This window comes from Saccharothrix coeruleofusca, assembly GCF_014648515.1.
GTDB classification, from domain to species: Bacteria; Actinomycetota; Actinomycetes; order Mycobacteriales; family Pseudonocardiaceae; genus Actinosynnema; species Actinosynnema coeruleofuscum.
In genome coordinates this window covers 865,956-884,879 of record NZ_BMRG01000001.1, presented here as the reverse complement: position 1 = coordinate 884,879, position 18,924 = coordinate 865,956, and the positions used below count along the sequence as shown (strand labels likewise).

The following is an 18,924-nucleotide window of genomic DNA, read 5'->3' as shown; positions in this document are numbered from 1 at the left end:
GAGGTTGCGCAGGCAGTTGGCCTGCCCCAATACATCCCCGACTTGCTTGTACAGAAGCAAGGCCTGGTCGAACAGCTTCCGAGCCCGATCGTTGCCGCCGCGGGCGAACTGGAGTTGGGCGAGGGCGGATGTGATGGCCGCGAGAGTGGTCGGTGTGGTGGTGTGGGTCAGTGCGTCCTGGCCGATCTGGTCGTCTCCCAGGCCGGTGAACCGCTGGAACTCCAGTAGTTCTGCCACCGCTTCTGTAATGGCGGGAACGTGGGGCAGCGCGATGCGGATAACCTCGACCAGGTTGATGAACTCCGGAACGGTGTCCGCGACGGCTTGTGCGCCATCGACGCTGCCAACTTGCGCGCCTCGCGCGGCCAGAGTGCGCACAGGACCTGCCACCAAGGCCATCCGTGCGGAATCCGGAGCGTGGTGGGTAAGCACGTGCTGGCGCAGCGGGGACAGGCAACGCTGACGGTGTTCGTCGTCGTGCACCAACGCCAGGCGCTCCAACTCCAGCACCCCGGCCGCCAGTTCATCGGGCAGGTACATCCCGGCCCGGCCATGGGGCCAGCCATCGGGCAGCAGCGCGGCCAGCGACAACGCCACTCGCCCGTCCGGGCTCAACCTGTCCCAGGACAGGTCGATTGACACCGGCAGGCTGGAAGTCCGGTCCGGCTGCGCTCCGTGCTGGAGCAGGTCGGTGCGCTTGGCCCGCCACGCCGCCGCCAACCCGTCCAGCCGTGACCCCACGGCCAGCCTCGCCATCAGCACGATCGCCAACGGCACCCCATCCAACTGCCTCACCAACGCGTCCAACTCCGGATCGTCGCGGTGACGCCCACCGGCGACCGCCACGAATACCTCCACCGCCACTGCGTGCGGCAACGGCCCCAACCGGACCTCCACCGCTCCGAACCCACCCACCGGCACACCCGAACCGCGTGACCCAACCCCCATCACCACACCGGATACCGCCCGCAACGCAGCCAGCAACTCCGCCGCCCCACCCGGATCGGCGTCGGCCACGGTCTCGAAGTTGTCCAACACCAACACGCACGGCGCAGCCCCCAGGAACGCCATCACCCGGTTGCGCAGGTGCTCACCCAGCGGCACGCCCAGTACGGCAGCGGCCTTGTCGATCACCGCACCAGCGGTCTCCGCGCCCTCGCACGACACCACAAACCGCCTGGCCCCGAAGGCTCCGACCACGCCATCGGTGTCGATCGCCCGACCCAGCAGCGTGGATTTCCCGATACCCGGCCCACCCGTCACCACGACCCACCGACCCGACGACCACCCCGCCGCCACGGTCGCCACCTGCTCGTCACGGCCCAGGCACAGCTCCACCCGCGGCGGCGGCAACGGCTCCGCCGACACCTCACCCGCAGGCAGTACCAGTGACCCAACCGAGCCGATGGCCACACCGCCGGAGCCGGGCGTCATCACGCTCCCGCTGACCGACCTCGCCTGCACGATCGTCCCCGTGACCGTCGAGCCAGCCACCGAATTGGCCACCAAGGGACGCTCATCCGGCGGCGTCTCCTCCCGATGCCCGGAACGCGCCCCCACTACTCCGTACACCGACAGCCCCAGACCAGCCAGCCCGCCCAAAGCACCCACGACGCTGCCGATCTGGTCTGCGGTTTCCAAACCCACCACCAGCATCAGGACGCCGATCGCCAGCACCACCACACCGGCTGCGACCGCCACCATCCACCCGCGCATCTCGAAATCGTGCACCGACGACCTGCCGACACCTCAGGCTGGGCCCCCTTCTAACCCGGATGAACCAGCGCCAATGCGCAATCCTGCGGACTTCTGAAAGGGCAGAATGCGATGACGTCAGGTGCCGAGGTCAGAGGAGCTTGGGAACGAGCGCCGAGTGGTCGGCTTGGTGAAGCTGGTCACGGCGCTCGGCTGCCGCACCCGTGGACAGCTCAACGCCTTGACGGCATCGAGCGGCCACAGGCTTGCCCACGATTACGGATCAATTACGGGCGAAGGCCCGACGAGTGGACAGGACGCCAAGCAGCAGGAGCCAACGGGCCGTAGCCACAGCTCACCTCGCTAGCTGCTGCACAGCAGCGAAGTACAGCAACCGCCGCAACATGGACCAGTCGTACACGACCGCCCCTGGCCGCCCCACCTCGGCGAAGACCCATGTTGACCTTGTCACCGGCAGTTCGGGACGAGGAGTCACGAGCGAGGCCTGATCGCAGAACATGCACGGAGCAGAACGCGGATTCGGGACTGAGTAGTGGACGAACTAGCAGCTCACTGGCCATGCGTCATTCCACTTCGGCGATCCTGCGCAAGGATCTTCACCAAACGACCGGGTGTGCAACACACATGCGATAAGCCCAGGTCAACACCGGTCAGCAGTGGCTACCCGCGACGGTTTCCCGACGCTGGCCAGGGCACTTACTAACACAGGTCGAACGGGTTCCCGAGCTGTAGAGGCGGGTTCGATTCCCGTCACCCGCTCGTAGCGCGAAGGCCCTGGTCGCACCGACCAGGGCCTTCGTCGTGTTCGAGCCCGAACCGCCCCGGTGACGCACCGGTCCCACGTGTACGGGGCGACTCACGCCCGCTACCTGTCATATGGTTGTCCGTGCACTCCCCGCGCGAGCGGGGGTGATCCGCTCCTGATGTCCGGCACGACCGGGACGCGCCCTCCCCGCGCGAGCGGGGGCCTGCTCGGTACGCTCCCTGGACACAGGTCAACGGATCTTCCTCGCGCGCCTGAGGGTGTGCTCGCCACAGCAGCGCCTCGGAGGCACGCCATGACCAGTGCACGCCGCTTGGACGGCTACACGTTGGAGGATTGGGAGCGCCTTGAGCCTGCCGAAGGCCACCGCGTCGAACTGGTCGACGGGCGGTTCGTGGTGAGCGCTGCCCCTGCTGTCGCGCACCAGCGCGTCGCGGACCGCTTGTGCCGATTGCTCGATGACGCGGTCGCCGACGGCGGCATGGAAGCCGTGACGGCGGTCGGCGTGCGTGTCGCACCTGGGCTGGGCTACATCCCCGATGTGGTGGTGTGCACGGAGTTGGTGGAGACCACCACCGTCGAGGTCGAGCTGGTCGCTTTGGCGGTCGAGGTGGTCAGTCCGTCCACGGCTCGACGCGATCGGTTGGAGAAGCCCGCCGCTTTCGCCGCGGCCGGGGTGCCTGCCTTCTGGCGAGTGGAGGTTGGCCGCGAAGGCGGGCCGGTCATCTACTGCTACCGGTTGGACCAGGGCGTGTACGTGGAGGTCGTGACGCTCCAAGCCGGTGCCCCTGGCACCGTCGACGTCCCCGGTGGTGGGACCGTCACGTTCGACCCCGCCGACCTCATCGGCTCGCGCCGCCCAAGGCACTGACGAGTCGAGCTTCCGAGCTGTAGTCATCACCTGCTCCACAAGGGGCGGGCCAGCTCGGCGGCTCTCGTAGCGCGGCCGTCAGGCGACTTCAGCACCCACATCACCCCAGAGCAACGCCTCTAGGTGACAAGGCGCTTTCGTTTTTTTCGGATAGCCTGAGGTGGTCGAAGAGCCGGGAGGAACGACGATGGCGACAGTGCTCCGGCAACACACCCTGTTTCCTCCAAGCGACGGCCAGAGGGACTTGGCGAGCGCGGCTGAGGCCTTGCACAGCCGCACCAGGCTCGTCGGCCCGGACGGCACGGAGATCAAGCTCCCCGAAGAGGTGTTCGCCGCACTGCGCGAAGTGGTCGAGGCCCTGTCGAATGGGCTTGCGATCACGATCGCACCCCACACCGCCCAACTGACCACGCAGCAGGGCGCGGACATGCTCAACATCTCACGCCCCACCCTGGTGCGCCTCCTGGAAGAAGGCGAGATCCCGTTCGAGATGCGCGGGCGTCACCGACGAGTCCGCTTGACCGATCTACTGGACTACCAGGAACGCGCTCGCGTCCGCCGTCGCACTGAACTGGACGAGTTGGCGCGTGAAGCCATCGAAGACGGCTCGTACGACGCCGTGGACCACTTTCCCCGGATCCGCTAAGCCTTCCGCCTGGGGCAACCGCGAGGTCGACGGGAACCCGCACGTCTCCGTTTCAAGCAAACCGGGGGTGGTTGTGAAGCGGTGGGGGGACTTCAGCGGTGGGCTGCTCGGTGGGGTGGGGCTTGCGCTCGGGCAGGTGCCGTTGGCGCTGATCTTCGAGCACGTCGCGGTGCTCGCCGCGGTGAGCGGGTTGTGGACGGTGTTCGCCGCTCTGCTCATCGGGCGGTTCAGCCGGTCGCCGCGCGTCGCCGTGGCAATCGTCTGCGGGGTGGCCACTGGGGTTGGCGGCACGTTCTTCGCGGTGCTGCTCGCGCTGGGTCGCAGCAACCTCCTCTATCTCCCGCAGGTCGGGCTCGTGGCCGTCGCGCACGGCGCGGTCGGCGTGGCCGGGGCCTTCGCGACGGGCATGGCCGGGCAGCACCACCGCTGGGCGGGCGTGTGGACGGGGCTCGCGGCCGGCCTGCTCGGTGGGATCACGGCGCTGCTGTGGGGGTCCGGCTCGACCAGCCACGGGGTGCTCGTGATCGGGCTGGTGCTCACCCTCGTGGCACTCGCCGCGCTCACCCGCCGGATCTCCCACCTGCTGGTCTCGGCTCCGCTGGCGGTGGTCATCGCCGTCGCGGCCGCCCCGGTGTACGCCGCGGTGCCGGGGTTGATCGCCGTGCTCTGGCCCGTGCAGGCGGGCTGACCGATCAGCGGGAGCCGAGGGCTTCCGCAGGTCGAACGCGCGCGTCGAAGCCGTCGAGGACGACGAGCCCGCCGTTTGACGCCTCCTGATCGGAGGGCTTGCGGAGTGCCGAACGGGTGATCACGAGGGCGCGGTCGAGGGCGTCGCGATCGGTCCGCGCGTCCACGGCCAGGGCGATGCGGACGGTGTTCGTGCTCAGCTCCGCTGTGACGTCCGGGTCGATCGCGCCCGGATCGTCGAGAAGTGCGTCCATCACAGCGAGGACGTGCTCCTCCAGTTCACTGGTCTGCGGACGGACCTCGCAGCCGACTTCGACCCAGTACCGAGTTGCCATCGCTTCAACCTCCTCCGAGGTTCATCGGATGTGGGGCATTCCTGATGTTCACTCGGTCGCCTTGGGATGAGGCCCGGCGTACTGCACCCACACGGTGCGCCTGTCGGCGTCCAGCAAGTACCAGATGCGGTCGCCGCCCGTGACCTCGATCTGCCAGCAGGGCAGGACCTGCCCGTTGTGCGTTCCGTACGCCAGGCTCCCCTTGAGCTGGTGATGGCGGTTGGTGGGCTTGCCCGGTCCTGGTCCTGGATCGTTCCGCATGACCTCCCAGGCTTGGCGCAGGTTCCCCGCCGCCCTGGTCTCGAGATCGTGCCACCCCTTGATGGCCTGGTTGGTGCAGTAACGAACGCGCCACTCCGAGCCGATGGCGGGCGGAGCGACCGAGTCGCCTTTCTTCGGGCTCACGCGGTGGTGGCTCCTGGTGCGGGAACCTCACCGAGGTCCTCGCCGTCCTGCCGAAGCGTTGCGAGGAGTCGCGGGTCGGCGTGGACCTCGGCCGTGTGCTGCCACTCGCTGATGAGCTGCGCGACCGGAGCCGGAGTGCCCAGCGAGTCGGCTGCTTCCAGAGTCCGGACGAGTTCGACGACGAACGCCTGCATGTCCTCCCGTGGCAGGAACCGCACCCAAGGCAGCGCCGTGGGCATCACGTCGGTCACCAGATCCCGGACGCTCTCGCTGTGCTGCATCAACGCCACGAAGAGGGCCGTCGTGGTGGAGACGACCTCACACACCTCCTGCGCTCTGCTGACCGTGGTGAGCACCAGGTCTTCCTCATCACCACGGCGGTGCACGAGCAGCGTCCGGCTCGGTGACTCCTGGAGCTTGCGGACGGAGTCGGCCGGCTTGTTGGACAGATCGCTGAAGTTGATCTCGGAGGCAGCGATGGACATAGTTGCAAGGTACTTTAAAACTCCCTGCGGCGCGATGTCGTGCTTCCCAACAGGGGTTACATGCGCACCGCTGAGCTCGATCGGCGGTTGACCATGACGCCACTATGGGGCATGGCTACTACCCGTAAAGGTCGTCCCACGCCACGTGATCCCGTCGTCGACGACTGGTTCAGGGATCTGCCCGCAGGCGAGGTGCTGCTCGAGGCCGAGCAGCTGAGCGGCCTGATGCTCGCCGTCGAGCGCTACCAGCCCGAGGAGGTCTCCGACCTGGTCATGGCGCGCTGGCATCGCCTGATCGCGTCGCACCGGCGGTTGGCCGACCAGTCCGAGCCCGCTTTCATCGACCAGGCTCGGCGGCAAGGGTGGACGTGGCAGCGCATCGCCGACGTGCTCGGGTTACCCGACGCCGAGGCCGCCGAGCAGCGGCAGGCGTTCCTGGCGGCGGAGCTGACCCGCACCCACCCTGCGAACCTGCCGCAGCCGTGGATCGGGTGGGCGGGGAACGCGGACTCCACCCCGTAGTGGTCGTCACGCGGAGGAATGGGACAGGTCACGCGCCAGGGCGGCGGGGCTGATCCCCTCGGTGAACGCGGTCCGCGTGGCCATCTCGCGCGTCCCCTCGTCGTGGAGCCACTCGGCGAGGAAGTCGTGCCCCTCGGAGATCCACGTCCTCCCCTTGCCCGCCAGGCAACGCCCGCGCAGCACGTCCAGCGCCAGCGCGGGATCGGCCGCCGGGAGCAGGAGGACGACGTCGGGGCAGTCCCGCAGCGCGGCGCGGACGGCGGCGCGGCAACCGGGGTCCTGGTAGCTGGTGTGCCCGGCGCCGAGGGCGAGCACGGCTCCGGGGTGTTCGGCGACGGCGCGGGAGACGGCGTGGGCGCGCGCTGGTTCCCACTCCCGTTCGGCCGCGACCCGTCCCACCGCTTCGATCCGGCGCACGAGCTTCTCGATGCTCCAGCCGACTTCCGCGTAGTACGGCGCGGCCACGGCGTCGAGGTCCACGAAGGGGCGCCCGGTCACCTCGGCGACGGCTTCACCGATGGTCGTCTTGCCCGCGCCCGCAGGTCCGATCAGCACCATCCAAGGCTTCACGGAGCGATTGTGGCGAGGTCAGGCCACGCGGCGGGGCGGGTTGTGCGGTGGGGGGACGCGGCGCAGGACCACTGTCTGGTCGTGCGTCGGGGTGTAGCGAGGGATCCGCATGGTGCGTTCCAGGTCGCTTTCCGGCAGGCGGCGCTCGGTGCGGCCGGTGGGCAGCTTCCACTTGAACACGACGGCGGCCATCCGGACGCCCACGATGAGGCCCGCGACGGCCGCTTCGGGGGCGATCCCGGAGGCGAACAGCAGTGAACCGCCCATGGCGGGCAGGGCGTAGATCTCCTCGCGCAGCACGAAGGGGACGCGCCCGAGCATCATGTCCCGCAGCATCCCCCCGCCGACGCCGTTGACCATGCCGATGAGGCCCGCGAGGTGGATCGGGAGGCCGTGCTCCACGGCGCGGGCGGCGCCTGCGAGGGAGAACGCGGCCAGTCCGAGGGCGTCGCCGAACTCGACCGACAGGCGCAGCCCGGTCAGCCTCGGGTAGAGGGAGAAGACGAGCACCGCGACGGCGGTGCTGACCGCGGCGTACCACCAGGTGGTCAGCACGGTCGACGGGTGGATGCCGAGCAGGACGTCGCGCAGGAGGCCGCCGCCGATGGCGGTGACGATGGCCGCCACCACCACTCCGAACAGGTCCGCGCGAGCTCGGACGGCGTGGGACGCTCCTACGAAGGCGGACGCGACGATCCCGACGATCTCAAGGAGCAACACGAGCGAACCTCAGCGGGGAGAAGTGCACCAGGCGAAGGTACTGGCGTGCGCGTGCCGCTGGGGCTTGCAGTGCCGAAGGGGTAAGAACTGTGCGCGAACGGGTCAGAGCCCCAACGCACCGCCTTCGTCGAGGATTCCGAGGTGCCGGCCCGCGCCGACCGGTCCGGCGGTCACCGGCTTTCCAGCTCGGCCCACCCGCCGCCGCGCGCCAGCACCGCGCGGACGCCCGCGACGTGGTCGACGAAGCCGGACAGGTCGCTGTGCAGCAGGGCTGCCCGGTCGGCGTCCAGCGGGGCGCGGTCGTCCTGCCACAGGCCCACGGGCAGGCTGGCGGCGAACACCACGGAGTGCAGCAGGCCCACCACCTGCGCCGAGCGGGGTGCGCCGGACTCCAGGTAGGCGGCGTGGATCTCGCCGCAGGCGGCCGACAGCGCCCGCAGGGCGCGCACCGCTTCGGCGGGGGTGCCGTCCCAGTCGCCGTCGGGCCACAGCCGGGTGCTCAACTCCAGCCAGAGCCGCCACCCGGCGGACAACTCGGCCTCGCCCTGCGGCTGCCACGTCGTCATGGCTCCAGGGTGGAGAGGAAGCCGCGGTTCGGCAGCAGTGGATGACGCACGCCACGGTGGACCTCGATCACACGGGGGCAGCCGCCCGCACGGGAGTCGGGCGGCTGCCCCGCGTGCCGTCAGGCGCGGATCGCCGCGTCTGACGGCACGTCCGGGTCGTCCCGCTGGAGCGAGCCGACCAGGGCGTCGCGGTCGGCGGAGGGCTCCGGTTTGAGCAGGCCGACGACCAGGTAGAGCACCAGGGACACGACCAGCGGCGCGGAGACGATCACCGCCTGGGTGACCCACTCGGTCTTGTTCTGCTGCTCGACGTAGAGGTAGGCCCAGGTGGCCAGGCCGCCGATGACGGAGGCGATGGCGGCGGTGGGGCCGATCCGGCGGAACCAGGGCAGCAGGCCCAGCATCAGCGGGATGGCGATGGGCCCCATGGTGGCCGCGACGAGGGCGATGACCACCTTGAGCACGAAGCCCTTGGTGTCGGCGGTGAGCGCGATGGTCATGCTCAGCCCGATGAACGCGAACGTGGTGATGCGGGCGAGTTGGAGCTGCGCGGGTTCGGAGAGCCGGGTCGCCCGCTTCCACAGCCTGGGCAGCATGTCGCGGGTGATCACCGCGGAGATGACGTTGGCGTCGGAGGAGACCATGGCCATGGTGTGCGAGAAGAACCCGGCCAGCACCAGGCCGACCATGCCCGCCGGGAGCATGGCCTTGCCCATCTCCACGTAGGCCTGCTCGGCGTTGGCCTCCATGCCGGGCACGATGAGCGGGGCCGCCCACATGGGGAAGAACAGCACCAGCGGCCAGATCAGCCACAGGGCGCTGGACAGCAGCGCGGAGCGCTTGGCGGCGGCGCCGGAGGGCGCGGCCATGTAGCGCTGCGCCAGGTTCCACATGCCGCCGTTGTACTCCAGGGTCTTGATCAGGAACAGCGCCATGAAGAAGATCAGCGTGTACTGGCCGGACAGCGGGTCGCTGTGCGACTCGGGCAGCCGGTCCCAGATCTCCCACATGAAGTCGATGCCGCCGAAGTGGGCGGCGACGGCGATGAACATGGCGATGCCCGCCAAGCCCTGGATGATGAACTGGCCGAAGTCGGTGAGCGCGTCCGCCCACAGGCCGCCGAGCACCGAGTAGACCATGGTGACCACGCCGACGAGCAGGATGCCGAGCTTGACGTCGACGCCCGCGAAGCCCTGGAGCAGCAGGGCGACGGCGACCCACTTGGCGGCGATGTCGACCACCTTGAGCGCCGCGCCCGCCCAGGCCATGAGCTGCTGGGCGGGCACGTTGTAGCGGCGGGCCAGGTACTCCAGGGGCGATTTGACGCCGTGCTTGGCGCGCAGGCGGTTCCACGCGCCCGCCCACAGGAAGGCGCCGATGCCCACCCCGACGCCGATCGTCAGCGACCACCACACGTAGACGGTCAGGCCCAGCCGGTACGCCTCGGCGGCGAAGGCGACGAACATGACCGCGCTGTAGCCGGACATGTGGTGGGAGATGCCGGACAGCCACCAGGGCATCCGGCCGCCCGCGGTGAAGAAGTCCGCGATGTTCTTGATCCGCCCGCGCGACCAGTAGCCGATCGCCACCATCACGAAGAAGTACCCGCCGACGACGATCCAGTCGAGGGTGCCCATGAGACCTCCCTGGGTGCTCGTCCCACGAGTGGCGGCACGCCGGTGGCGGGCGGCGGTGCGGCGGTGCGCCTCCGCATGGGTCTGTGACCTAGGTCTTACGAGGCCGTGGAGGTGTGCGGAAGGCCACACCGGTCAACTGAGTCACATTCGTGATTCTTGTTCATGTATGTGACCGGGGACCTGCGAAAACTTCTCGGTGGAAGTTGCGTCATGCCGCGCGGGGCGGGCACTCCCACCGGCATGGCAAACGGCGTAAGCGGGGGTTCGTCCGCGTCGGCGAGCGCTGCCGCGGAACCGGGTGTGGCGCTGGTCGACCCCGTTCCGCTGTACCGCGAGGGCGTGTGCGCGGTGGTCCGCCGCACGGCGGGGGTGCGCTGGCTGGGCGCGGCGGGCCGGGTGGAGCACGCGCTGCGGCTGTGCGAGCAGCTCGCGCCGGACGTGCTGCTGGTGGACTCGGTGCTCGACGCGCAGGGCTGCCTGGCGAGCGAGCTGATGACGGCCGCGCCGCGGGTGGCGGTCGTCTCGCTGGTGCGGGAGCCGCACCGGACGGTGAAGTTCGTGCGCACCGCGCTGGGCTCGGGGGTGCGCGGCCTGGTGCCGAGGGCGGCCGAGCCCGCGGAGGTGGTGCACGCGATCCTGCGGACCCACCAGGAGCGGTTGTACCTGGACCCGACGCTGGCGCCGCTGGCGGCCGGGTTCACCCCCGCCGTCGAGGCGGGGTCGCGCCGGGCGCTGTCCCGGCGGGAGTACGAAGTGCTGCGGCTGATCGCGGAGGGCCTGGAGAACCAGGCGGTGGCCGACGAGCTCTACGTGTCGGTGGAGACGGTGCGCACGCACGTGAAGAACATCCTGCGCAAGCTGCGGGCCCGCGACCGCACGCACGCCGTCTCGCTGGCCTACCAGTCCGGCCTGCTCACCGGGAGGCTCAACCCCTGACCGTCCACCCCTGACCGTCCGCCCCTGACCGCCGTCCCTGGCTGTTCACCCACAACCGGGGGCGTCCCCTTGCCCAGGTTACTGACAGGTAATACCCTGTTGTTACCGGTCAGTAGGGGACGTCCCCGACCTTGTATGGAGTGAGCGACGAGATGGGTCACTACAAGAGCAACGTCCGGGACCTCGAGTTCAACCTCTTCGAGGTCTTCAACGTGCAGGACCACCTCGGCACGGGGCCGTTCGAGCAGTCCGACGAGGACACCGCGCGCGGCGTGCTGGCCGAGCTGAACAACCTGGCGGTCGGCCCGCTGGCGGAGTCCTTCACCGACGCGGACCGCAACCCGCCCGTGTTCGACCCGAAGACGCACTCGGCCACGCTGCCCGAGTCGTTCAAGAAGTCCTACCAGGCGGTCTGGGACGGCGAGTGGTACCGCCTGTTCCTGCCGGAGGAGCTGGGCGGCTACGGCACCCCGCCGTCGGTGCAGTGGGCCGCCGCCGAGCTGATCCTCGGCTCCAACCCCGCGCTGTTCATGTACCTGGCGGGCCCGAGCTTCGCCTCGATCGTGCACCGCAACGGCACCGAGCAGCAGAAGCGCTGGGCCGAGATCATGATCGAGCGCGGCTGGGGCGCCACCATGGTGCTCACCGAGCCCGACGCCGGTTCCGACGTGGGCGCGGGCCGCACCAAGGCCGTGCTCCAGGAGGACGGCACCTGGCACATCGACGGCGTGAAGCGGTTCATCACCTCCGCCGACCAGGACATGACCGAGAACATCATGCACCTGGTGCTGGCCCGCCCCGAGGGCCCCGGCATCGAGGCCCGCCCCGGCACCAAGGGCCTGTCGCTGTTCCTGGTCCCGAAGTTCCACTTCGACCCGGAGACCGGCGAGCCGACCGGCGAGCGCAACGGCGCCTTCGTCACCAACGTCGAGCACAAGATGGGCCTGAAGGTCTCCACCACCTGCGAGCTGACCTTCGGCCAGCACGGCACCCCGGCCAAGGGCTGGCTGCTGGGCGAGGTGCACGACGGCATCGCGCAGATGTTCCAGGTCATCGAGTACGCCCGGATGATGGTCGGCACCAAGGCCATCGCCACCCTGTCCACCGGCTACCTCAACGCCCTGGCCTACGCCAAGGAGCGGGTGCAGGGCGCCGACCTGACCCGGATGACCGACAAGACCGCGCCGCGGGTCACCATCACCCACCACCCGGACGTGCGCCGCAGCCTGATGCTGCAGAAGGCCTACGCCGAGGGCATGCGCGCGGTGTACCTCTACACCGCCACCTTCCAGGACCGCGTCGCGCTGGGCGGGGCGGACAAGGAGCTGGCGGAGAAGGTCAACGACCTGCTGCTGCCGATCGTCAAGGGCGTCGGCTCCGAGCGCGCCTACGAGCAGCTCGCGCAGTCGCTGCAGACCCTGGGCGGCTCGGGCTTCCTGCAGGAGTACCCGATCGAGCAGTACATCCGCGACTCGAAGATCGACTCCCTGTACGAGGGCACCACCGCCATCCAGTCGCTGGACTTCTTCTTCCGCAAGATCATCCGCGACAAGGGCCAGGCGCTGGGCTTCCTCAGCGGCGAGATCCAGAAGTTCCTCGACAACGAGGGCGGCAACGGTCGCCTGAAGGAGGAGCGGGCGCTGCTCAAGCAGGGCCTGGAGGACCTGCAGGGCATGCTGGGCGCGATGGTCGGCTTCCTGACCTCCGCGCAGGAGGACGTGCGCAACCTCTACAAGGTCGGCCAGAACTCGGTGCGCCTGCTGATGACCGCGGGCGACGTGCTGGTGGGCTGGCTGCTGCTGCGCCAGGCCGAGGTGGCGCTGGCCAAGCTGGGCGGCTCCCCGTCGGCCAAGGACAAGGCGTTCTACGAGGGCAAGGTCGCCGTGGCGTCGTTCTTCGCCAGGACGGTCCTGCCGGAGCTGTCGGCCCGCCGCAAGGTGACCGAGGCGACCGACAACTCGCTGATGGACATCGACGAGTCGGCTTTCTGACCCGCTCCCGCGGTGAGCGAAGGGCGGCACCCCGTGGGGTGCCGCCCTTCTGCTGTCCGGAACCGCTGTCCGGGGCCGGGAGTCGGGACGGGGGTCAGCCCTTGTGCGCCTTGGCGGCGGCGAAGCAGTAGACGCCGAAGCCGAGGAAGCCCAGCGCGATCAGCGCCAGCACGAACACCCCGTAGGGCTGCGCGGCCAGCGTGTGCAGCGCCTTGTCCATGCCGCCGGACTGCTGCGGGTCGGCGTTGATCGCGGCCAGGCCGACCAGGACGCCGATGAGCACGTAGGCCAGGCCCTTGCCGATCCAGCCGACGCGGCCCAGCCGCTCCACCCACCGCTGCGTGCCCGCGGGCAGCTCGGCCATGTCCAGGTCGTCCTCGAAGGACTTCTTCACGCCCTTGCGGCCCACCGCCAGACCGAGCCAGATGATTCCCGCGGCGACCACGCCGACCAGGAACTGCCCGCCGGGCATGGCGAGCACCTTCGCGGTCAGCGTCTGCTGCTGCGCGGTCGAGTCGCTGGAGGAGCTGCCCAGCGCGTAGGTCAGGGCGGCGATGCCGATCACCACACCGGTGATGGCCCGGCCCACCGAGCCCGCCCGCCGGTAGAGCCGCTTGCGCCGCTCGGTGACCCAGGTGTAGCCGCTGACGGCCATCGCGAGCTGCCAGCCCGCGAACGCGAACAGACCGATCGCCAGGACCCACAGCAGCACCGGCCCCAGCGGTGTGCGCGCGATCTCCGCGACGGCGCCCTTCTGGTCGGTCCGCTCGCCGCTGTCGCCCAGCACCACCTGCGCGGTCAGCACCGCCAGCAGGACGTGGACGACCCCGTAGCAGACCATGCCCGCCCGGCCGAGCAGTTGAACCGCCGGGTGTCTCCGCACCTCACTGCCAGTAGTAGCCACGGACGGGTGATACCCGTCCGTGGCTACCGTGAATCAGCCGCCCGTGGGCGGGGGCTCGCAGACGATCTTCGGCGAAGGGTCGTACTTCACCGTGCGGGTCTCGCTCTTGGTCTGCCCGGTCCGCCGGTCGCGGATGGTGCGGGTGTCGGTCACCGTGAAGCCCTGCGCCCCGGCGCTGGGCGCGCAGGGCTGGGTGTTCTTCTTGATCTCCCTGGGCTCGGTGAAGTTCGACCGCTCGCTGGTGGAGCCGGTGACGTCGTAGTTCTTCGTCCCCCACAGCACGATCCTGATCGACGAGGGCGTCCAGATGGTCTGGATCGCCACGCCGGTGTCGTCGGGGTTGGTGAACTTGATGTCGATGATGCTGTTGCCCGCCGCGTCCATGAACACGGTGGCCTCGCGGCCCGCCGGGTAGCGGGAGATCCAGTAGCTGTGCTCGGTGTGCCCGGCGTCCTTCATGCCCGCGTTGTACGCGGCGTTGTAGAGCGTGGTGGCGAACTGCGAGATGCCGCCGCCGACCGCGCGGCCGGGAGCGCCGTTCTCGATGATGCCCGCCTCCACGTAGCCCTGCGCGAGGCCGCGCGGACCGGTGTAGCCGTTGAGGCTGAAGGTCTCGCCCGGCTTGACGATCGCGCCGTTGACCTTCTCCGCCACCACCCGGATGTTCACGCCCGAGTCGGCCGCGAAGCCACCGGTGGAGAACTCCCCGATGATCTCCTTGATGCCCATCTTGTTGGCCTGCTCGGTGGTCACCTTGGCGGGCGTGTGCTTGTACTCCGCGTTGACCTGGCGGTTGTCGGCCCGCTTGAGCACGTCGAGGAAGCCGTTGAGGGACTTGTCCCAGTCGATGCCGACGCCGTCCACCGACTCCTTGACCACGGGACGGCCGCTCTCGAACACGATCTGGGCGTCCTTGCCCTCCTTCTCGGTCGACTTCAGCTGCGGCCCGGCGGCCTCGACCACCTTGCCGTTGTCGACCTTGGCGTTGAGCGCGCCGCCCTCGCCCGGCTCGAACACCAGCGCGGCGGCCAGGTTCTCCGGCGCCAGCGTCGCGTCCTTGCCCTGGCCCTTGATCACCACGGGCGCGGCGACGGCGGGCTTGGCGACCTCCTCGAGGGTCTTCTGCACGCCCTCCTTGGTGGTCTTCACCGGGGTGGTGGTCACCGGCAGCTCGACCGCGCCGCCGTCCGCCCAGTCGGCCAGCACCTTCTTGGCCGCGCCGGGCACATCCAGCTGCTGGCCCTGCTTGGGGTCGACCGGGACCGGCGTGGCGCCCTCGAACCGGATGGTGCCCTCGGCCGGGGCGTGGTCGGTGGTGCCGCGCAGGCCCTCCAGGGCGGCGGTCAGCTTGGTCTCGTCGCTGCGCGTGGCGAAGCCGACCTCGCGGGAGGTGAAGAACGAGGTGAGGCGGGTGAACGGGGACAGCGGCTGGCTGCCCGCGCGGTCCAGCGTGCCCACCCAGTCCAGCTCCAGCCCGGCGGCCTTCGGGTCCAGCTGCGTCTCGACGTCACCCGCCTTGGCGGCGATCGGCCGGGACAGCCGCGGCTCGATCTCCGCGCGCAGCTTGGCCTCGGCCTCGGCGGGGCTCATCCCGCCCACGTCCACGCCCGCCACGGTGACGCCGCGCGGCACGTTGCCGCTGGAGACCAGGATGTCCAGGCCGTAGAGGACGACCAGCACGCCCAGCACCGCGGCGGCGACCAGACCGCCCCGGCGCAGCTTGCGGCGGCGCTCCCGCTCCCGCTCGGCCTCGTCGAGCGGCCTGCCGTCCTCGCCCTGCTCGACCATGACCGGGCCGAGCACGGTGGCCTGCTCGTCGGGCTGCCCGGAATGCTGCCCGGAGTTCTGGCCGGGGTTCTGCTCCGGCTGGGGCGGCAGGACCGGGGTGGCGAAGACCGTGGTCTCCTCGGCGGAGGAGGGGCGGGCCACCTGCGTGGGCTGCTCCTGCGCGGCCTGCCGCTGAGGCTGCTGTTGCTGCTGCGTCTGCTGCTGGGGTGCCTGCTGCCAGGGCGACTGCTGCTGGGGCTGGGGCTGTTGAGATTGCTGCTCTTGAGGCTGCTGCTGGGGCGCGGGCAGCTGGGCGGTCGGCTGCTCCGGCTGGGGCGGGTTGAGGGCGCGCGTGACCTCACTCGACGCGGTTCCCGAACGGGTGACCTCGGTCGGGGGTGACACGTTGCGCACCGTCGGCGCGGCCCCCTGGTCCGGCTCCGCGTCGGGCTCCTCGGAGGGCCAGGCGGCCTCGTTGACCGCCGAGGCGGGAATCTTCGTGGTGCGCTCCGAAGCGGTGTCCGACGGGCGGACCGGCTCCATGGCCGTGGTCCGCTCAGCGTCGTACTCCGGTCGCTGCTTCTCCGGCACCGCTCCCCCTCTTGCCTCTCCGCAAGGTCATGGGACTGAATACCCGAACGCCGTCACGTGACGATCACGTTCGGGGCCGCTCAGAGGTAAAGACCCGTCCCGTGGTCGGTCCGCTCGGTGGCGGTGGCGTGCACGTCCCGCTCCCGCATGACCAGGTAGGTCTGGCCCTGGACCTCGACCTCCAGCTGGTCCTCGGGGTTGAACAGCACCCGGTCGCCGACCTTGACGTGCCGCACGCCGGTGCCGACACCGTGCACGTCGCCCCAGGCCAGTCGCCTGGCCATCTGGGCTGTGGCCGGGATCACGATGCCTCCGCTGCTGCGGCGCTCGCCGTCCTCGGGCGAGATGCGCACCAGGACGCGGTCGTGGAGCATTTGGATCTCGAGCTTGACATCGGGCACTCGAAGAGTCTACGTGCCCGCCGGAGCGCCGTCGTCCAGCCCGCCCATCATCAGGGGCAGTCTGCGCGGACCGGCCGCTGTCACCCGCACGGGTACGCCCCAGTCCTGACGGGTGAGCTTGCACACGGGGTGTTCCACGGCGGGGTCGTCCGTGCAGCTCGCGGCCTGCGCCACGACGTGCAGCACGCCCTCGGTGATCCCCTCGGCCACGCGCAGCACGCGCACCAGGTCGGTGCCCACGCCCGCGCCCTCGACCAGCAGCTCGGGCGGCGAGCTGGTGATCTCCAGGCGGGTGGACGGGCCGTAGCGGTCGTCCAGCTTCTGCCCGGCGGGCGGGGTGAACACCACGGCCAGCTCCAGCTCGCCCCCGGCGATCTCGGTCGGCGGCCTGCGCACCCGGTGCGCGTCGCCGGTGACCAGCCGCGCGCCCGGCGCCACCGGCCGCTCCAGCCGGTGCGCCGCCGAGGCGACCACCACCAGCTCCCCGTCCACCAGCACGACGTCCGACGGCTCGGCGATGTCGTCGGCCACCGTCGACACCTCGCCCGTGGCGGGGTCGTAGCGGCGGATCGCGCCGTTGTAGGTGTCGGCGACGACCACCGAGCCGTCCGGCAGCGCGGTGACCCCCAGCGGGTGCTGGAGCAGCGCCTGGTCGGCGGCCCCGTCGCGGTGGCCGAAGTCGAACAGGCCCCGGCCGATGGCGGTGTGCACGGTGCGGTCGGCGTCCAGCCAGCGCAGCGCGGAGGTCTCCGAGTCGACCAGCCACAGCCGGTCGCCGTCCGCCGCCAGGCCGGAGGTCTGGGCGAAGAACGCCTCCAGCGCCGGGCCGTCGCTCAGCCCCTCAACGGTGGTGCCCGCGAGCCGCTCGAAGGTGCCCTCCAGCGGCTTGAACAGGCCCAGCGTGTGGTTGCCCGCCAGCGCCACGGCCACCCCGCCCGCCGGTTCCCACCAGGCCACGTCCCACGGGCTGGTGAGGTCGACCGCGCGGGCCGGGCCGCCGGTGGCGCCGTCGCGCCACTGCTCGCCGGTGCCCGCGACCGTGGTGACCTCGCCGGTGTCCAGGTCCAGGCCGCGCAGCAGGTGGTTCACCGTGTCGGCGACGACCGCGTGGTAGCCGACCCGCGCGGCCACGTCCTCGGGCAGCAGCGCGATCCCGGCGGGCTCGGAGAAGCTCGGCTGGAGCCCGTCCTGCCTGCCGCGCTCGCCGGTGCCGATGCGCCGGAGCACGGTCTCGCCGTCGGCTTCCAGCTCGACCAGGCTGTGGTGGGCGGAGTCGCTGACCAGCAGCGTGCCGCGCGGCGTCAGCACGGCCTTGGCCGGGAACCGCAGCGTGGTGGACGCGGGCGGCGGGGCCACGTACGGGCCGTCGCCCCGGTGCAGCGTGCCCTTGGCCTCGTGCTCGGCGACCAGCTCGCCGACCACCTGCCGCAGCGCGTCCAGGTGCCCCTCACCGGCGGCGACGTGCACGACGTAGCCCTCGGGGTCGACCACGACCAGCGTCGGCCACGCCTTCACGGCGTAGTTCTGCCAGGTGGTCAACTCGGGGTCGTCCAGCACCGGGTGGTGCACCTCGTAGCGCTCCACGGCGGCCTTGAGCGCTTCGGCGTCGGCCTCGTGGACGAACTTGGGCGAGTGCACGCCGATGGTGACCAGCACGTCGGCGAACTCGGCCTCCAGCGGGCGCAGCTCGTCCAGCACGTGCAGGCAGTTGATGCAGCAGAAGGTCCAGAAGTCCAGCAGCACGACCTTTCCGCGCAGGTCCTTGAGCCGAACCTCCCGGTCACCGGTGTTCAGCCAGCCCCGACCGACGAGTTCGGGGGCGCGGACACGGGCACGGCGGCGGTGGGCGGTCGTCACACCCGAAGTGAACACGACGTCCAAGCTCCGGTATTTCCCCGCCCACCATGTGGACTCCCCACACCGGCAAGTACCACCCGACGCGTCCGAACGGGCCGGTAACTACTACCGGGCACGTGTCCGTGACGGAGCACTTCAGTGCTCGCGCAGGATCGCCCAAGGCTCCCAGATCACAGACGCTCCCCGCGTCGAGGGCAGGGCGGAGGTGGCCGCCAGTTCGCACACGTGGGTGCGGATGAGGCCCGCGTACCACCCGGACAAGGCCGCGGCGTCGTTGCCACCATCAGGGCCAACGGGGGTCAGCGACTCGGCAGTGGCCAGGTACGAACCCGCGTTGGGGCCATCCGCGACGGTGAACCGCACGCGGGGGCGGCCCAGGATCGATCCGGTGGTGTGGTCGGCGTCGAAGCCCGTGATGGCAATCCCCCGTGTGCTTTCGAGTGCCGGCCCGAGCAGGGCGTCCCTGACGTCGTCGACGAGCTTCACGGTTGTCCTCCCAGGGGCGGGCGGGCTTTGGCGTTGTCGTACGCGGTGACGATCCCGGCGGTCGCCTG

General features: G+C 70.3%; 18 protein-coding genes and 1 pseudogene. 6 read left to right on the top strand and 13 right to left on the bottom strand.

Annotated features, from left to right (window positions below):
* Nucleotides 1-1,731, bottom strand: a pseudogene (locus IEZ00_RS04550) (hypothetical protein); the annotation flags it as partial.
* A gap of 1,043 nt (nt 1,732-2,774) precedes the next feature.
* On the opposite strand from IEZ00_RS04550, the gene IEZ00_RS04545 reads away from it, so the two are divergent.
* From IEZ00_RS04545 to IEZ00_RS04535, 3 genes are all read left to right on the top strand, one after another.
* On the top strand, nt 2,775-3,350 hold the full coding sequence (locus IEZ00_RS04545) for a Uma2 family endonuclease (protein WP_189221693.1): 576 nt from the start codon (nt 2,775-2,777) through the stop codon (nt 3,348-3,350).
* A 187-nt stretch (nt 3,351-3,537) separates the two neighbouring features.
* A complete protein-coding gene (locus tag IEZ00_RS04540) occupies nt 3,538-3,996 on the top strand; it encodes a helix-turn-helix domain-containing protein (protein ID WP_189221692.1) in 459 nt (152 codons plus the stop codon).
* Nucleotides 3,997-4,132: 136 nt separating this feature from the next.
* Nucleotides 4,133-4,684, top strand: coding sequence for a hypothetical protein (locus IEZ00_RS04535; protein ID WP_189221691.1), 552 nt, complete (start codon nt 4,133-4,135; stop codon nt 4,682-4,684).
* A gap of 4 nt (nt 4,685-4,688) precedes the next feature.
* Here IEZ00_RS04535 and IEZ00_RS04530 read toward each other — a convergent pair whose 3' ends face one another.
* The 3 genes from IEZ00_RS04530 to IEZ00_RS04520 are packed head-to-tail and all read right to left on the bottom strand — an operon-like array spanning nt 4,689 to nt 5,908.
* Complete coding sequence (locus tag IEZ00_RS04530) at nt 4,689-5,018, bottom strand: hypothetical protein (protein ID WP_189221690.1); 330 nt, start codon at nt 5,016-5,018, stop codon at nt 4,689-4,691.
* 48 nt (nt 5,019-5,066) lie between these two features.
* Nucleotides 5,067-5,423 carry a hypothetical protein gene (locus IEZ00_RS04525; protein ID WP_189221689.1) on the bottom strand — a complete coding sequence of 119 codons (357 nt, stop codon included), beginning with the start codon at nt 5,421-5,423 and terminating at the stop codon, nt 5,067-5,069.
* Nucleotides 5,420-5,908, bottom strand: a complete 489-nt coding sequence (locus IEZ00_RS04520; protein ID WP_189221688.1) for a hypothetical protein — start codon at nt 5,906-5,908, stop codon at nt 5,420-5,422. The genes IEZ00_RS04525 and IEZ00_RS04520 overlap by 4 nt, the downstream gene beginning before the upstream one ends.
* Nucleotides 5,909-6,001: 93 nt before the next feature.
* Between IEZ00_RS04520 and IEZ00_RS04515 the strand changes: the two genes are divergently transcribed.
* Nucleotides 6,002-6,430, top strand: coding sequence for a hypothetical protein (locus IEZ00_RS04515; RefSeq protein WP_189221687.1), 429 nt, complete (start codon nt 6,002-6,004; stop codon nt 6,428-6,430).
* Between the two features lie 6 nt (nt 6,431-6,436).
* Here IEZ00_RS04515 and IEZ00_RS04510 read toward each other — a convergent pair whose 3' ends face one another.
* The 4 genes from IEZ00_RS04510 to IEZ00_RS04495 all read right to left on the bottom strand — a co-directional run bounded on the left by IEZ00_RS04510 (nt 6,437) and on the right by IEZ00_RS04495 (nt 9,923).
* The gene (locus tag IEZ00_RS04510) at nt 6,437-7,000 is read right to left on the bottom strand and encodes a shikimate kinase (RefSeq protein WP_189221686.1); all 564 of its coding nucleotides are present in this window, start codon (nt 6,998-7,000) and stop codon (nt 6,437-6,439) included.
* An 18-nt stretch (nt 7,001-7,018) separates the two neighbouring features.
* Nucleotides 7,019-7,720 (bottom strand): trimeric intracellular cation channel family protein, encoded by a 702-nt coding sequence (locus IEZ00_RS04505; RefSeq protein WP_189221685.1) that lies wholly within the window; start codon nt 7,718-7,720, stop codon nt 7,019-7,021.
* A 170-nt stretch (nt 7,721-7,890) separates the two neighbouring features.
* Complete coding sequence (locus IEZ00_RS04500) at nt 7,891-8,286, bottom strand: hypothetical protein (RefSeq protein WP_189221684.1); 396 nt, start codon at nt 8,284-8,286, stop codon at nt 7,891-7,893.
* 119 nt (nt 8,287-8,405) lie between these two features.
* Entirely contained in the window at nt 8,406-9,923 is a 1,518-nt protein-coding gene (locus IEZ00_RS04495) for a sodium:solute symporter family protein (protein ID WP_189221683.1), read from the bottom strand.
* 300 nt (nt 9,924-10,223) lie between these two features.
* Here IEZ00_RS04495 and IEZ00_RS04490 point away from each other — a divergent pair, with 300 nt between their 5' ends.
* Both IEZ00_RS04490 and IEZ00_RS04485 read left to right on the top strand, forming a co-directional pair.
* Nucleotides 10,224-10,859 carry a response regulator transcription factor gene (locus IEZ00_RS04490; protein WP_229795022.1) on the top strand — a complete coding sequence of 212 codons (636 nt, stop codon included), beginning with the start codon at nt 10,224-10,226 and terminating at the stop codon, nt 10,857-10,859.
* A 152-nt stretch (nt 10,860-11,011) separates the two neighbouring features.
* Nucleotides 11,012-12,850 (top strand): acyl-CoA dehydrogenase, encoded by a 1,839-nt coding sequence (locus tag IEZ00_RS04485; protein WP_189221793.1) that lies wholly within the window; start codon nt 11,012-11,014, stop codon nt 12,848-12,850.
* A 94-nt stretch (nt 12,851-12,944) separates the two neighbouring features.
* Here IEZ00_RS04485 and IEZ00_RS04480 read toward each other — a convergent pair whose 3' ends face one another.
* The 5 genes from IEZ00_RS04480 to IEZ00_RS04460 all read right to left on the bottom strand — a co-directional run bounded on the left by IEZ00_RS04480 (nt 12,945) and on the right by IEZ00_RS04460 (nt 18,856).
* A complete protein-coding gene (locus IEZ00_RS04480) occupies nt 12,945-13,733 on the bottom strand; it encodes a DUF1206 domain-containing protein (protein WP_229795020.1) in 789 nt (262 codons plus the stop codon).
* 54 nt (nt 13,734-13,787) lie between these two features.
* Nucleotides 13,788-15,542, bottom strand: coding sequence for a VanW family protein (locus IEZ00_RS04475; protein WP_229795069.1), 1,755 nt, complete (start codon nt 15,540-15,542; stop codon nt 13,788-13,790).
* Between the two features lie 650 nt (nt 15,543-16,192).
* The gene (locus tag IEZ00_RS04470; protein ID WP_189221790.1) at nt 16,193-16,486 is read right to left on the bottom strand and encodes a GroES family chaperonin; all 294 of its coding nucleotides are present in this window, start codon (nt 16,484-16,486) and stop codon (nt 16,193-16,195) included.
* Nucleotides 16,487-16,522: 36 nt separating this feature from the next.
* Nucleotides 16,523-18,370 carry an NHL domain-containing thioredoxin family protein gene (locus IEZ00_RS04465; protein ID WP_229795018.1) on the bottom strand — a complete coding sequence of 616 codons (1,848 nt, stop codon included), beginning with the start codon at nt 18,368-18,370 and terminating at the stop codon, nt 16,523-16,525.
* Between the two features lie 135 nt (nt 18,371-18,505).
* A complete protein-coding gene (locus IEZ00_RS04460) occupies nt 18,506-18,856 on the bottom strand; it encodes a hypothetical protein (protein WP_189221680.1) in 351 nt (116 codons plus the stop codon).
* Nucleotides 18,857-18,924 lie beyond the last annotated feature (68 nt).

Excerpts from the sequence above, each read along its gene's own strand:
- IEZ00_RS04545 (WP_189221693.1), top strand. The coding sequence starts at position 2,775 with ATGACCAGTGCACGCCGCTTGGACGGCTACACGTTGGAGGATTGGGAG.
- IEZ00_RS04540 (WP_189221692.1), top strand. The coding sequence starts at position 3,538 with ATGGCGACAGTGCTCCGGCAACACACCCTGTTTCCTCCAAGCGACGGC.
- IEZ00_RS04530 (WP_189221690.1), bottom strand. The coding sequence starts at position 5,018 with ATGGCAACTCGGTACTGGGTCGAAGTCGGCTGCGAGGTCCGTCCGCAG.
- IEZ00_RS04520 (WP_189221688.1), bottom strand. The coding sequence starts at position 5,908 with ATGTCCATCGCTGCCTCCGAGATCAACTTCAGCGATCTGTCCAACAAG.
- IEZ00_RS04515 (WP_189221687.1), top strand. The coding sequence starts at position 6,002 with ATGACGCCACTATGGGGCATGGCTACTACCCGTAAAGGTCGTCCCACG.
- IEZ00_RS04500 (WP_189221684.1), bottom strand. The coding sequence starts at position 8,286 with ATGACGACGTGGCAGCCGCAGGGCGAGGCCGAGTTGTCCGCCGGGTGG.
- IEZ00_RS04495 (WP_189221683.1), bottom strand. The coding sequence starts at position 9,923 with ATGGGCACCCTCGACTGGATCGTCGTCGGCGGGTACTTCTTCGTGATG.
- IEZ00_RS04485 (WP_189221793.1), top strand. The coding sequence starts at position 11,012 with ATGGGTCACTACAAGAGCAACGTCCGGGACCTCGAGTTCAACCTCTTC.
- IEZ00_RS04475 (WP_229795069.1), bottom strand. The coding sequence starts at position 15,542 with ATGGTCGAGCAGGGCGAGGACGGCAGGCCGCTCGACGAGGCCGAGCGG.
- IEZ00_RS04470 (WP_189221790.1), bottom strand. The coding sequence starts at position 16,486 with ATGCTCCACGACCGCGTCCTGGTGCGCATCTCGCCCGAGGACGGCGAG.